Raw genomic sequence first — 12819 nt, 5'->3', positions numbered from 1 at the left:
TGGATGACGCATGACGGCTGATTGACGGGCGATGGCGGGGCGGCCATGGTCGGCCATGCCCTTCCGTTTCGTTCATACCGCAGACCTGCATCTCGATTCGCCCCTCCGCAGCCTCGCCCTTAGAAACGCCGATCTCGCAGAAATCGTGCGCGGGGCGTCACGGCAGGCCCTGGTCAAGATCGTCGATCTTTGCATCGCCGAAGAGGCCGATGCCTTGCTGATTGCCGGCGACCTCTATGACGGCAGCCAGACGTCGATGAACACGGCCCTGTTTCTCGGCCGGGAACTGCGCCGGCTCGACGAACACGGCATCCGCGTCTTCATCATCCGCGGCAATCACGACTCCCAGTCACAGGTCACCAACGAGCTGACCCTGCCGCCATCGGCCCACGTCTTCAAGGGCAGGGCAAAGGCGGTGGTCGCCAAGACGCTGGCAAGCGGTCGTGACGTCTATGTGCACGGGGTAAGCTTCGCCAGCCCGCATGCGCCCGAAAGCCTGCTTCCGGCCTTCCAGCCGCCGGTGCCCGGCGCGGTGAACATCGGCATGCTGCACACGAGCCTCGCCGGCGCCGCCGGTCATGATCTCTATGCCCCCTGCAGCGTCGCCGATCTCGTTGCCCATGGTTTCGATTACTGGGCGCTCGGCCATATCCATCAGCGGCAGGTCCATGCGGCAGAGCCTTTCATCGTCATGCCGGGCATGCCGCAGGGCCGCGACATCAACGAGGTCGGCGTGAAGAGCGTGTCGCTCGTCACGGTCGACGACGATGGCCGCCTCAGTCTTGCCGAGCGGGCGATCGCCATTGCCAGCTTTGAACGCCTTCGTGTCGATCTGACGGGCATCACGGAATGGCACGATATGCTCGATGCCGTCAGGCAGGCGCTGTCGCGCATCTGTGGTGAAACCGCGGCGGAGAACGTCATCCTGCGTCTGGCGCTCGCCGGCGCGACGCCCTTGGCCTGGCGCCTTCGCCGCGACGCCGACCTGCTGCGGGCGGAGATCGACAACATCGCCGCCGGCATCGCCGGATGTTGGATCGAGAAGGTCGAGCTCACCTGTGGTAATGCCCGGACCGAAAAGCCGGGCACCATGCTTGATCCCGTCGAAGAGCTGGCCGCACTCGTCGAAACGGACGTCCTGCCGGCGCACGGGTTCCGCCAGGACGTGCTGGCTGCCGTGGAAGATGTTTTGCAACAGCTTCCGCCCGAGCTTCGCCAATCGCTGGCGCCGGACGAAGAGGCGGTCGCGCGGCTGGCGTTTGAAGCCGGCGTGTCGGGAACCGCCGAGGTGCTAGCCCATCTTCATGGCGGCGGCGCCGGCGAGGGTGGCCACTGATGCGGCTCAGCGCGCTCGATCTCGTCCGCTACGGCAAGTTCACCGATCGCCGCCTGGACTTCGGCGACAGCGTGCCCGGCACGCCTGATCTCCACATCGTCTACGGCCCGAACGAGGCTGGAAAGTCGACCCTGTTCTCAGCCTTCCTCGACCTGCTCTTCGGCATCGAGCATTCGAGCCCCTACGGCTTCCTGCACCCATACCAGACGATGCGCGTGGGCGGCACGCTCGAAGCGGCTGGCCGCAGCGATCGCGTATTCCGGATCAAGCGAAAGACGAACTCGCTGGTCGGCCCCGACGAGCAGCCCTTGCCCGACAACCTGTTTTCCGGAGCGCTCGGCGCGATCGATCGCGACACCTACCAGATGATGTTCTCGCTGGACGACGAGAGCATCGAGAAGGGCGGCGAAGCGATCCTGAAAAGCGAAGGCGAACTCGGGTCGCTCTTGTTTTCCGCAAGCTCCGGCTTGCCGGACAGTGCCGCCATTCTTTCAGCCCTGCGAGCGAGGGCCGACGCCTTCTACCGGCCGCAGGCACGCAAGCATCAACTTGCGGAGCTGAAGGCCGAGCTGGACGCGCTCAGGACCGAACGCAATGCACTCGATATCAATGCGCGGGAGTATGCAGCCCTGCGCAAGACGCTGACGCAGGCACGCGAACGTCACGACGAGGCGAACACGCGTCGCACCGAGCTGAGACTGGCGCGCGCGCGCCATAAAGCCGAGATCGAGGCGCTGCCGTATTTCGGCCGGCTGCAGACGCTTCGTGCGGAGCTGGCGAGTGCTCCGCCGTTGCCTGTACCGCCCGCGGCTTGGGTGAGCGAGCTGCCGGTGCTCCAGCGTCAGGAGACGGAGATTGCGATCAGGCTGCAGCAGAACAGCAGTGAAACGCAGCATCGCCGCGATGCGCTGGAAGCGGTGCAGGTGGACAAGGCGGATCTTCTCCTGATCGAGCGCCTTGCAGCCCTTCAGGAGACCGCTCTCGATGCGCGCTATGTGACTGCGGCGCGGGATATGCCATCCAGGCAGGACGATCTGGCAAGGGCGGAGGCAGAAATACTTGGCTGCCTGCTGCGGCTTGGCGAGCCCGCTGACCGCGACCCCGCAGCTCTTCTGTTGCCGGCGGGTACGGTAGCCGACCTTCAGGATCTTGCCCGCCGGCACTCTGCGCTCGTCGAGCGCCTGGCCTCGGCTCGACAGGAACTGCAGATCACCGTCGAATCAAGCCGGGATGCCGAGCACAAGCTGGCGACGCTCGAGGAGCAGGGGGCAGTGGACGTCTCCGCTCTTGCCGCGCAGGTGTCACACGCGCGACGCAGGGATTGTGTCGTGCGCAGGCAGGTGGCCGAGGCGTCGAAGGCTCGGCTGGCTGCGGAACTTGCTGACAAGCTCGTGCTGTTGAAGCCATTTGCCGGAAGCATCGACGATCTGCACGCACTCGGTGTTCCGGCACCCGCGACACTGGATGGGTGGCGCAGGTTGATGGCGGCCCAGCAGGAGCGTCAAGAACGTCTCGCCGACCGCATGGCCGGCGAGCGGGAGCTGCTTGCAGGCGACGAGGCGCGGCTTGCCGGGATTTCTGCGACCGGCAGCGCCCTGGACGACGGTTCGGCCGCAGCATTGCGTCGCCGCCGTGACGAGGCTTGGCGCGCGCACACGGCCCGGCTTGTCGTTGAGACGGCAGCAGCCTTCGAACGCGTCATGGCCGAGGACGACGAAGCCACGGCGATGCGTCTCTCCGAGACGAGCAGGCTTGCCGACATGCGCGGCCTGGCGCTGTCGATTGCCGAACGACGGGCGCGAGTAGACGTCTTGCGTGAGCAGGACAGGCAAGCTCGGACGGATGCGGCTATGCAGGCGGAGCTGCTGGCATCAGGTGTCGCTGACTGTGGCTTACCGAGCGGCACGAGCCTGCCGCAACTGGAGACCTGGTTGGTGGTCCGCCATGGGGCACTCGAATTACGGGCACAATTGCGCTCCGCGCAAATGGAGATCGATCGCGCCCATGCCGAAGAGGGCGAGGCAATCGCTGGGCTACGCGATGAACTCCTGGCAATCGACATGACGGGACGCCTGCCGGAACGGCTCGACGGCCTTCTGCTGGTTGCCGAACAGGCGGTATCGCAGGCACAGGCGCTCGCCGGTAGCCTCGGTGCGGCCCGCGACATGGCAAAGCGCGCCAAAATGGTCCTTGAGGCCCGGCAATCGACCCTTGCTCTTGCGGAGGGCGAGATGACCGACTGGCAGGAGCAATGGGCGGCGCTTCTCTCGAGGAACTGGCTGGGCGCGCGCGACGAACCGCTCGTGCCGGCTCAGGTCGGCCCTATCCTTGCGATCCTGCAGGAACTCGACAAGCTTACGCAGCGTCAGGCCGACCTCGAATATCGCATCGCCGGCATGCGCAAGGACCAGCTTGCCTTCCAGAGTGTCATTGCCGAGCTCGCCGGAGAGCCAAGCGTGGACGATACGCTTGTGACCTACATGGCGCTCAAGGTGCGCGCAGCGGAGGCGCAGCGGCTTTCCGACCGCAGGGCGACCTTTGTATCGGAGCTCGCCCGCCTTGAGGATGAACGGCGTGGTGTGAGGTCGGAGCAGGAATTTCATGTCGGGCGCACACGGCTTGTCCTTGAATTTTTCGATTGTGAGACGCTCGACGAGGCAGGTCAGTTTCTTGAAGCCGCCCGAGAACAACAACGGCTACGCCAGCGCATCGTCGAATCGGAAGCGGATCTCGCGCAGCGCCTTGGCGTTGCCGAATGCGCTGAGGCCGAGGCGCTACTCTCCGAACTCGATGATGCGGCCGTGCGGCTGGAATTGGTGCGGCTCGACGGGGCGCTCGAGGAAGCCGACCGCGACGTCAGCGAATTGCACACGGACATGCGGGAGAAGGAAAAGGCGCTCTCAGCTGTCGAAGGCGGCGACACGGTCGCCGAGCTCGACCAAAAACGGCGGACGCTGCTGCTCGAGATCGAAAGCAAGGCGCTTGCCTACCTGCGGCTTCGGGCCGGCGTTATCGCGGCCGAGACTGCACTTCGACTTTTCCGCGAGAAGCATCGCAGCGCCATGATGCGCCGTGCGTCGGAAACCTTCAGCCGCATCAGCGGTGGCGAATATTCCGGCCTGTCGGCACAATCTGACAAGGGGCAGGAGTTTCTGATCGCCAACGCCGCTGGCGGCGGATCGAAGCTTGCAAAGGATCTTTCCAAGGGCACGCGCTTTCAGCTCTATCTGGCACTCAGGATCGCCGGCTATCACGAAATTGCCGCCGCCCGCGAATCGCTGCCCTTCATCGCCGACGATATCATGGAGACCTTTGACGACGGGCGCGCAGGCCGCGCCTTCGAGCAGATGGCCGAAATGGCGCGTGTCGGCCAGGTGATCTATCTGACGCACCACGAACATCTTTGCGAGATCGCCCGTGAGGCCTGTCCGACTGTGACGATTCACAGGTTATGATAGGCTCGCGGATGAGGTCGGGCCTGTTGGCCGTAGCGCATTTCTGCTGACGACGAGCGCACATACGAAAATCGGAGGAACGAGAAATGGACATCATACCGGGTGGATCGAGACCTTCGATGCGCGCTCCGGCGGAATACTTCACCGGCACGGTGCGCCAGGACCCGGTAATCGAGGCCGCTGAACCGGCGCGCGTCCGCGCCGTCAGCGTCACCTTCGAGCCCGGCGCGCGCACGGCCTGGCATACGCATCCGCTCGGCCAGACTCTGGTTGTCACCGCCGGCCGTGGCCTCGTGCAAAGCTGGGGTGGCCCGGTGCAGGAGATTCGCATGGGCGATGTCGTCTGGTTCCCGCCGGGCGAAAAGCACTGGCACGGTGCAGCGCCCGATACAGCCATGGTCCACCTCGCGATCCAGGAAGCGCTCGACGGCAAGGCTGTGGATTGGCTGGAGCATGTCAGCGACGAGCAGTATCGCGGCGGCTAGCGCCGCTGCGCCTACCGACACATTGGGATTTGGCGGTCTTGCTGCTTCAGGCGAGGCTGACGGTGGCGGGTGTCGCGAACGGGGCCGTCGAATCCCTGATTCCCGGCCGTCGACGGCCGAGCTCTAAAGCGAAAGCAACTCAGAACGAAAGGCAGATCGCAAACGTCACGCGTGAGCGACAAATGCGGCGGGTTCGGTGATGTTTTTCTTTCGGATAAAGTGGTGGGCGATGAGAGACTCGAACTCCCGACATCCTCGGTGTAAACGAGGCGCTCTACCAACTGAGCTAATCGCCCTTCCGCGTTTGGACCGGATCAGTCCGCCGCGTCGGTGGCCGTGATCTAGGCGTAACCGAAAAAAACCGCAAGAGCATTTGTATCGTTTTTCTGATTTTTTTTGTTGGCGATTGCGCGACCCCCTGAAACTGCGGGCTTCGTGCTTGTGGACAAAATACGCGTATGGCGCCCCGGCAACGACGCGCGGGGGGGGGAGGGAGGGAAGAAGATCCGGAATCAGCCTCCCTGTACGCGCATGGACGAATGCATGATCGGGTAGGGGCGATAGGTCGGTGGCGGCAGGCGTCATTGGTCCATTCCGATTTCGATCGTTTTATTGCCCTGTGGATCAATTTTCATTCCGTCACGGATTTGTCTTCAAACACGCTTGACACCCCAATCCGAACCGCTTAGTTAGCCGCTCATCGAACGGCGCTGCTGCTCGATGCGGGGCGGAAACGCCTCAACCAAGTCAAGATGATGCGGGTGTAGCTCAGTCGGTTAGAGTGCCGGCCTGTCACGCCGGAGGTCGCGGGTTCGAGCCCCGTCACTCGCGCCACTCTTGATCTGGAATTGCCTTAGGTTCTCATCAAGGGCCGATGGTGATACTAATGATCGTTCGCGGTCATCATGCGCGGGTGTAGCTCAGTCGGTTAGAGTGCCGGCCTGTCACGCCGGAGGTCGCGGGTTCGAGCCCCGTCACTCGCGCCATTTCTTGTCTCCTCCTTTATTGCAAATCGCGTCGGCCTTAGGGCCGGATTGTGCGCTGCGGCAATCTGTCTCGTCTCGCTTTGTTTTACCGTAAAGTTCGCGTCGGCCCGCAAATCCGCGCTTTGTCGGTATCACCCGTCTGATCCTGTGGTGCGAAGCGGTTTAAATGGCCCCTCAAGGCTTGCGCGACGGCGCGGGCTGCGCTAACCACTCCGGCGTTGCAACATATTTTTCGGCCTGCGAGATTTGTTGTTCTGGCGCTCTCCCATGCGCCCTCCCGCAGGCAGGGACGGATAACAATGACTGAACTTCTCGGTTCCTACGTTCCGATCGCGATTTTCATTGGAATCGCATTGGTGATCGGTGTGGCGCTTCTGATTGCTCCCTTCGCCGTCGCCTTCAAGGCTCCTGATTCGGAAAAGCTGTCGGCCTACGAGTGCGGCTTCAATGCGTTCGACGACGCCCGCATGAAGTTCGACATCCGCTTCTACCTCGTGTCGATCCTCTTCATCATCTTCGACCTTGAAGTCGCCTTCCTCTTCCCCTGGGCGGTGTCGTTCCATGAACTCGGCTGGTTCGGGTTCTGGTCGATGATGGTCTTCCTCGGTGTGCTGACGATCGGCTTTATCTATGAATGGAAGAAGGGAGCGCTGGAATGGAACTGACCTCCGGCACCACGCTCGTTGCGCCCAAGCCGAAAGGGATCATCGATCCCTCCACCGGCAAGCCGATTGGCAGCAATGACGCATTCTTCGGCGAGATCAACAATGAGCTCGCCGACAAGGGTTTTCTGGTCACCTCGACTGACGAGCTCATCAACTGGGCCCGTACCGGTTCGCTGATGTGGATGACCTTCGGTCTCGCCTGCTGCGCGGTCGAGATGATGCAGATGTCGATGCCGCGTTACGACGCAGAGCGTTTCGGCTTTGCGCCGCGCGCCTCGCCGCGCCAGTCCGACGTCATGATCGTCGCCGGCACGCTGACCAACAAGATGGCGCCTGCGCTCCGCAAGGTCTATGACCAGATGCCGGAGCCGCGTTATGTCATCTCGATGGGCTCGTGCGCCAATGGCGGCGGCTACTACCACTATTCCTATTCGGTTGTTCGCGGCTGCGACCGCGTCGTTCCCGTCGACATCTACGTGCCAGGCTGTCCTCCCACGGCAGAAGCGCTGCTTTACGGCGTGCTCCTGCTGCAGAAGAAGATCCGCCGGACCGGCACGATCGAGCGCTAAGGGCAGGGGGTCTTTGATATGAGTGAAGCCCTGAATGAGCTTGCATCCTACCTGCGCGAAACACGCGGCGCGCTGATCTCCGACGCATCGCTGGCCTATGGCGAGCTGACGCTGACGACGACATCGGCGAACCTGATCGCGCTGCTGACGTTCCTTCGTGACGATGTGCAGTGCGCCTTCGTCAATTTCGTCGATGTCTGCGGCGTCGACTGGCCCCAGCGGCCGGACCGTTTCGACGTTGTCTATCATCTCTTGTCGCCACGCCAGAACCTGCGCGTGCGCATCAAGGTCGCAACCGGCGAGAACGAGCCGGTTCCGTCGGCCACGCCGGTCTATCCCGGTGCCGACTGGTTCGAGCGCGAAGCCTACGACATGTACGGCATCCTGTTTACCGGCCACCCTGACCTGCGTCGCATCCTGACGGACTACGGTTTCGAAGGACACCCGCTGCGCAAGGACTTCCCGGTCACCGGTTTTGTCGAAGTGCGTTACGACGACGAAGCAAAGCGCGTCGTCTACGAACCCGTCGAACTGAAGCAGGAATTCCGCAACTTCGACTTCCTCTCTCCCTGGGAAGGCACGGACTACGTGCTGCCCGGCGACGAGAAGGCGAAAGCACGGTGAGACTAAATGGTCCGCGGTAGCCGGTGAACGGCTGCCGTCCGGCCTGGAGCAATCGGTATGACCGAACATAACGTCCGCAACTTCAACATCAACTTTGGCCCGCAGCATCCGGCGGCCCACGGCGTTCTTCGTCTGGTGCTCGAGCTTGATGGCGAAATCGTCGAGCGCGTCGATCCGCATATCGGCCTGCTGCATCGCGGCACCGAGAAGCTGATCGAGACCAAGACCTATCTGCAGGCCGTGCCCTATTTCGACCGCCTCGATTATGTGGCGCCGATGAACCAGGAGCACGCTTTCGCTCTGGCTGTTGAGAAGCTGACGGGCACGGAAGTTCCGATCCGCGGCCAGCTCATCCGCGTTCTCTATTCGGAAATCGGCCGTATCCTGTCGCATCTTCTGAACGTCACCACGCAGGCGATGGACGTCGGTGCACTGACGCCGCCGCTCTGGGGCTTCGAAGAGCGCGAAAAGCTGATGGTGTTTTATGAGCGTGCCTGCGGCGCGCGCATGCACTCGGCCTATTTCCGTCCGGGCGGCGTCCACCAGGACCTGCCGCACGAACTCGTCGAAGACATCGGCAAGTGGATCGATCCGTTCCTGAAGACCGTCGACGATATCGACGAACTCTTGACCGGCAACCGCATCTTCAAGCAGCGCAACGTCGACATCGGCGTCGTCAAGCTCGACGATGCCTGGGCTTGGGGCTTCTCGGGCGTGATGGTGCGTGGCTCGGGCGCTGCCTGGGACCTGCGCCGTTCGCAGCCCTACGAATGCTATTCGGACATGGAGTTCGATATCCCGATCGGCAAGAACGGCGACTGCTTCGACCGCTACCTGATCCGCATGATCGAAATGCGCCAGTCGGCGCGCATCATGCGCCAGTGCGTCGATCGTCTGCTCGGCGACGCCAAGGTCGGCCCGGTTTCGTCGCTCGACGGCAAGATCGTTCCGCCGAAGCGCGGCGAGATGAAGCGTTCGATGGAAGCGCTCATCCACCACTTCAAGCTCTACACCGAAGGCTACCACGTGCCGGCCGGCGACGTTTACGCCGCCGTCGAAGCGCCGAAGGGCGAATTCGGCGTCTATCTCGTCTCCGACGGCACCAACAAGCCCTATCGCTGCAAGATCCGCGCCCCGGGTTATGCGCATCTCCAGGCGATGGATTTCCTCTGTCGGGGACACCAGCTTGCCGACGTTTCGGCCGTGCTGGGCTCCCTCGATATCGTGTTCGGTGAGGTGGACCGCTGATGCGTCTCGCGCCCCTGGCCACGCTCGCTCTTCTCGCACTCGCATCGACCGCTTCCGCACAGGAGCAGGTCGATAGCGGCGCGACGTCGGGCGGCATGCGCGGGGGCTCGATGGCCGATCTTGTGGCCAAGGGCTACGAGATCAAGGCCGCGGTCGCCAATGGCACGCGCTACATCGTATTTTTGCAGAAAGACCAGTCAGCCTATGCCTGCGAATTCGTCTCGGTGACGAAATCGCGGTGCGGTTCGATTAACTGATAAGGTGTCCACTAGAATGTCCGTTCGTCGACTAGCCGAAGACACCGTCCAGCCAGCGAGCTTTGCCTTCAGCAAGGAGAACGCCGCCTGGGCGAAGGAAACGATCAACAAATACCCCAAGGGCCGTGAGCAGTCTGCCGTCATCCCGTTGTTGATGCGCGCCCAGGACCAGGACGGTTGGGTTACGAAGGCTGCCATCGAGTCGATCGCGGACATGCTCGGCATGCCGTATATCCGCGCGCTCGAAGTTGCGACCTTCTACACCCAGTTCCAGTTGAAGCCGGTCGGCACGCGCGCCCACGTTCAGGTTTGCGGCACGACGCCCTGCATGCTGCGTGGCGCTGAAGACCTGATCAAGGTTTGCAAGAGCAAGATTGCCCATGATCCCTTCACCCTGAACGAGAGCGGCACGCTCTCCTGGGAAGAAGTCGAATGTCAGGGCGCCTGCGTCAACGCACCGATGGTCATGATCTTCAAGGACACCTTCGAAGACCTGACGCCCGAGCAACTCGAGCAGATCATCGACCGGTTTGAGGCAGGCAAGGGTGCTGAAGTTACCCCCGGTCCGCAGATCGATCGCATCTATTCCGCACCTGAGGGTGGCCCGACCACGCTGATGGCGGCAGGCTCTGCTTCGGCCAAGGCTGCGCCCGCCGCTGCCAAGAAGGCAAGCGATGCTCCGGCCGTTTCGGTTCCGCCGTCGAACGCCGGCCGTGTCAAGACCGCTGCGAGCGAGACCAATGCTTCGCTGAAGACGCCGGCGACGGCAAAGGGCGAGGCCGCTGCCAACGCCAAGGTCGAAGGCGACACCGTCGACAAGTCGACGCCGGTGAAGGCCGCCGCCGTTTCCGGCAAGCCGTCGCTGGAGGACAAGAACCGTCCGTCCGGCATCGAGAAGCCGGCAGCTGTCGACGATCTCAAGCTGATCTCGGGCGTCGGTCCGAAGATCGAAGGTACGCTCAACGAACTGGGCATCTACACCTACGCGCAAGTTGCTTCGTGGAAGAAGGCGGAGCGCGAGTGGGTTGACGGATACCTGAATTTCAAGGGCCGCATCGAACGCGACGACTGGGTCAAGCAGGCCAAGGCGCTCGCCAAGGGCGGCGAAGCCGAATACATCAAGGTCTTCGGCAAGAAGCCGCGGTAAAGAGGTGAATTATGCTCAGAGATGAAGACCGCATCTTTACCAACATCTACGGCCTCAAGGACAAGTCCCTGAAGGGCGCCATGGCGCGCGGCCACTGGGACGGCACCAAGCAGCTGCTCGAAAAGGGCCGTGACTGGATCGTCAACGAAGTGAAGGCCTCCGGCCTTCGCGGCCGTGGCGGCGCCGGCTTCCCGACGGGCCTCAAGTGGTCCTTCATGCCGAAGGAAAGCGACGGCCGTCCGCACTACCTCGTCGTCAACGCCGACGAGTCCGAGCCCGGCACCTGCAAGGACCGTGACATCATGCGTCACGACCCGCACACGCTGATCGAAGGCTGCGTCATTGCTTCCTTCGCGATGGGTGCGCATGTCGCCTACATCTACGTGCGCGGCGAATTCGTCCGCGAGCGCGAGGCGCTGCAGGCGGCGATCGACGAGTGCTACGCCTACGGCCTGCTCGGCAAGAACAACAAGCTCGGCTATGACATCGACATCTATGTGCACCATGGTGCCGGCGCCTATATCTGTGGCGAAGAAACCGCGCTGCTCGAAAGCCTCGAAGGCAAGAAGGGCCAGCCGCGCCTGAAGCCGCCGTTCCCGGCAAACATGGGCCTCTACGGCTGCCCGACGACCGTCAACAACGTCGAGTCGATCGCGGTCACCCCGACGATCCTGCGTCGCGGGGCCGGCTGGTACACGAGCTTCGGCCGTCCGAACAACCACGGCACCAAGCTCTATTCGGTCTCCGGCCACGTCAATCGTCCGTGCACGGTCGAAGACGCGATGTCGATCCCGTTCCATGAGCTGATCGAAAAGCACTGTGGCGGCATTCGCGGCGGCTGGGACAACCTGCTCGCTGTCATCCCCGGCGGTTCGTCCGTTCCTTGCGTGCCTGGCGCGCAGATGAAGGATGCGATCATGGATTTCGACGGCCTGCGCGAGGTCGGCTCCAGCCTTGGAACGGCCGCCGTCATCGTGATGGACCGGTCGACCGACATCATCAAGGCGATCTGGCGTCTCTCGGCTTTCTACAAGCACGAGAGCTGCGGCCAGTGCACGCCGTGCCGCGAAGGCACCGGCTGGATGATGCGCGTCATGGAACGCATGGTTCAGGGTCGCGCCCAGAAGCGCGAGATCGACATGCTGTTCGACGTCACCAAGCAGGTGGAAGGCCACACGATCTGCGCGCTCGGCGACGCAGCCGCCTGGCCGATCCAGGGCCTGATCAAGCATTTCCGTCCGGAGATGGAAGCGCGCATCGACGAATACACCCGCAATGCCTCGTCGCATGGCGCGGTTCTGGAAGCGGCGGAGTAAGGCACGATGGCCGGCGCACGCGGGGAGGGACAGATGAAGGGACAGGCCGAAGCAGGCATTCCGTTCGCGCGTCCGCTTGGCGGCGAACCGGCCGATCCGTTCGGCATGGGCGAATGGATGAAGGGCCTTTCCCAGGTGCCGCTCCATCCGCTGATGGTTCACCCGGCAGCCGCAGTTGCGGCAGCGACCGCAATCGGCTTCGGCCTCACGACCCAGATTGCAGGCGCCATGATCGGCGCGATGCAAGGGGCCGTCGAGGCGGCGCAGAAGCGGGTAGAGCCCGCAGCGTCTGACGCGGCGCCTGCCGTCGTCGCAAAGACGATGCAGGCCGAAGCAAGGCCGGAACCGGTCGCCACGCCGTCCGCGCCTGCCAGGCGCGCAGCGGCAAAGCCGGCGGTCGAGAAGGGTGCCGCTGAAAAGGTGGTCAAGGCGCGCGCGACGCGTGCCAAGGCGAAAGCCGCCGACGACCTCAAGCGGATCTCCGGCATCGGCCCGAAGCTGGAGCAGGTGCTGAACGCCAAGGGCATCAGCGGCTTTGCCGACATCGCCCGCTGGAGCGAGGCGGATGTCGCCCGCTTCGACGACGAACTCGGTTTCGGCGGACGGATCAAGCGGGACGATTGGGTTGGACAGGCCAAGGCGCTGAAAGGCGCGTGAGACAATAGGGGTGGGGGACCGGAGACGGCCATCGCCCGCAAGCAGCAAGGCTGTGTTGGAATTGTCCGTCGCCG

General features: G+C 63.2%; 11 protein-coding genes and 3 tRNA genes. 13 read left to right on the top strand and 1 reads right to left on the bottom strand.

The window, feature by feature from the left end; genetic code table 11:
- Positions 1-55 precede the first annotated feature (55 nt).
- The 3 genes from OKW20_RS00450 (at position 56) to OKW20_RS00440 (ending at position 5276) form a co-directional block, all read left to right on the top strand.
- Positions 56-1336, top strand: a complete 1281-nt coding sequence (locus tag OKW20_RS00450) for a metallophosphoesterase family protein (RefSeq protein WP_429169661.1) — start codon at positions 56-58, stop codon at positions 1334-1336.
- A complete protein-coding gene (locus OKW20_RS00445) occupies positions 1336-4791 on the top strand; it encodes an AAA family ATPase (RefSeq protein ID WP_429169659.1) in 3456 nt (1151 codons plus the stop codon). The genes OKW20_RS00450 and OKW20_RS00445 overlap by 1 nt, the downstream gene beginning before the upstream one ends.
- An 86-nt stretch (positions 4792-4877) precedes the next feature.
- Positions 4878-5276 (top strand): (R)-mandelonitrile lyase, encoded by a 399-nt coding sequence (locus OKW20_RS00440; RefSeq protein ID WP_043611485.1) that lies wholly within the window; start codon positions 4878-4880, stop codon positions 5274-5276.
- A gap of 220 nt (positions 5277-5496) precedes the next feature.
- Here OKW20_RS00440 and OKW20_RS00435 read toward each other — a convergent pair.
- Positions 5497-5572, bottom strand: a tRNA-Val gene (locus OKW20_RS00435).
- A gap of 461 nt (positions 5573-6033) precedes the next feature.
- Here OKW20_RS00435 and OKW20_RS00430 point away from each other — a divergent pair.
- From OKW20_RS00430 to OKW20_RS00385, 10 genes are all read left to right on the top strand, one after another.
- A tRNA-Asp gene (locus OKW20_RS00430) sits at positions 6034-6110 on the top strand.
- 75 nt (positions 6111-6185) lie between these two features.
- Positions 6186-6262 (top strand) — tRNA-Asp (locus tag OKW20_RS00425).
- A 299-nt stretch (positions 6263-6561) separates the two neighbouring features.
- Positions 6562-6927, top strand: coding sequence for an NADH-quinone oxidoreductase subunit A (locus OKW20_RS00420; RefSeq protein ID WP_034803593.1), 366 nt, complete (start codon positions 6562-6564; stop codon positions 6925-6927).
- The gene (locus OKW20_RS00415; protein WP_034803591.1) at positions 6918-7496 is read left to right on the top strand and encodes a NuoB/complex I 20 kDa subunit family protein; all 579 of its coding nucleotides are present in this window, start codon (positions 6918-6920) and stop codon (positions 7494-7496) included. Before OKW20_RS00420 ends, OKW20_RS00415 begins: the two co-directional genes overlap by 10 nt.
- Before the next feature lie 18 nt (positions 7497-7514).
- Positions 7515-8120: an NADH-quinone oxidoreductase subunit C gene (locus OKW20_RS00410; protein ID WP_043626158.1), complete on the top strand. Its 606-nt coding sequence runs from the start codon at positions 7515-7517 to the stop codon at positions 8118-8120.
- A gap of 57 nt (positions 8121-8177) precedes the next feature.
- Positions 8178-9368, top strand: a complete 1191-nt coding sequence (locus OKW20_RS00405; protein WP_043626155.1) for an NADH-quinone oxidoreductase subunit D — start codon at positions 8178-8180, stop codon at positions 9366-9368.
- Complete coding sequence (locus OKW20_RS00400; protein WP_043626153.1) at positions 9368-9625, top strand: hypothetical protein; 258 nt, start codon at positions 9368-9370, stop codon at positions 9623-9625. Before OKW20_RS00405 ends, OKW20_RS00400 begins: the two co-directional genes overlap by 1 nt.
- Before the next feature lie 16 nt (positions 9626-9641).
- On the top strand, positions 9642-10772 hold the full coding sequence (locus OKW20_RS00395) for an NADH-quinone oxidoreductase subunit E (RefSeq protein WP_429169657.1): 1131 nt from the start codon (positions 9642-9644) through the stop codon (positions 10770-10772).
- An 11-nt stretch (positions 10773-10783) separates the two neighbouring features.
- Positions 10784-12088 (top strand): NADH-quinone oxidoreductase subunit NuoF, encoded by a 1305-nt coding sequence (nuoF, locus tag OKW20_RS00390; RefSeq protein ID WP_043626148.1) that lies wholly within the window; start codon positions 10784-10786, stop codon positions 12086-12088.
- Between the two features lie 6 nt (positions 12089-12094).
- A complete protein-coding gene (locus tag OKW20_RS00385) occupies positions 12095-12745 on the top strand; it encodes an NADH:ubiquinone oxidoreductase (protein WP_429169655.1) in 651 nt (216 codons plus the stop codon).
- Positions 12746-12819: the final 74 nt, after the last annotated feature.

Origin of the sequence: Ensifer sp. LBL, assembly GCF_050435225.1 — a bacterium.
GTDB lineage: Bacteria > Pseudomonadota > Alphaproteobacteria > Rhizobiales > Rhizobiaceae > Ensifer.
The sequence above is the reverse complement of the archived record's forward strand: the minus strand, read 5'-3'. Positions and strand labels throughout refer to the sequence as shown.

Excerpts from the sequence above, each read along its gene's own strand:
- OKW20_RS00450 (WP_429169661.1), top strand. The coding sequence starts at position 56 with ATGCCCTTCCGTTTCGTTCATACCGCAGACCTGCATCTCGATTCGCCC.
- OKW20_RS00445 (WP_429169659.1), top strand. The coding sequence starts at position 1,336 with ATGCGGCTCAGCGCGCTCGATCTCGTCCGCTACGGCAAGTTCACCGAT.
- OKW20_RS00440 (WP_043611485.1), top strand. The coding sequence starts at position 4,878 with ATGGACATCATACCGGGTGGATCGAGACCTTCGATGCGCGCTCCGGCG.
- OKW20_RS00420 (WP_034803593.1), top strand. The coding sequence starts at position 6,562 with ATGACTGAACTTCTCGGTTCCTACGTTCCGATCGCGATTTTCATTGGA.
- OKW20_RS00415 (WP_034803591.1), top strand. The coding sequence starts at position 6,918 with ATGGAACTGACCTCCGGCACCACGCTCGTTGCGCCCAAGCCGAAAGGG.
- OKW20_RS00410 (WP_043626158.1), top strand. The coding sequence starts at position 7,515 with ATGAGTGAAGCCCTGAATGAGCTTGCATCCTACCTGCGCGAAACACGC.
- OKW20_RS00405 (WP_043626155.1), top strand. The coding sequence starts at position 8,178 with ATGACCGAACATAACGTCCGCAACTTCAACATCAACTTTGGCCCGCAG.
- OKW20_RS00400 (WP_043626153.1), top strand. The coding sequence starts at position 9,368 with ATGCGTCTCGCGCCCCTGGCCACGCTCGCTCTTCTCGCACTCGCATCG.
- OKW20_RS00395 (WP_429169657.1), top strand. The coding sequence starts at position 9,642 with ATGTCCGTTCGTCGACTAGCCGAAGACACCGTCCAGCCAGCGAGCTTT.
- nuoF (WP_043626148.1), top strand. The coding sequence starts at position 10,784 with ATGCTCAGAGATGAAGACCGCATCTTTACCAACATCTACGGCCTCAAG.
- OKW20_RS00385 (WP_429169655.1), top strand. The coding sequence starts at position 12,095 with ATGGCCGGCGCACGCGGGGAGGGACAGATGAAGGGACAGGCCGAAGCA.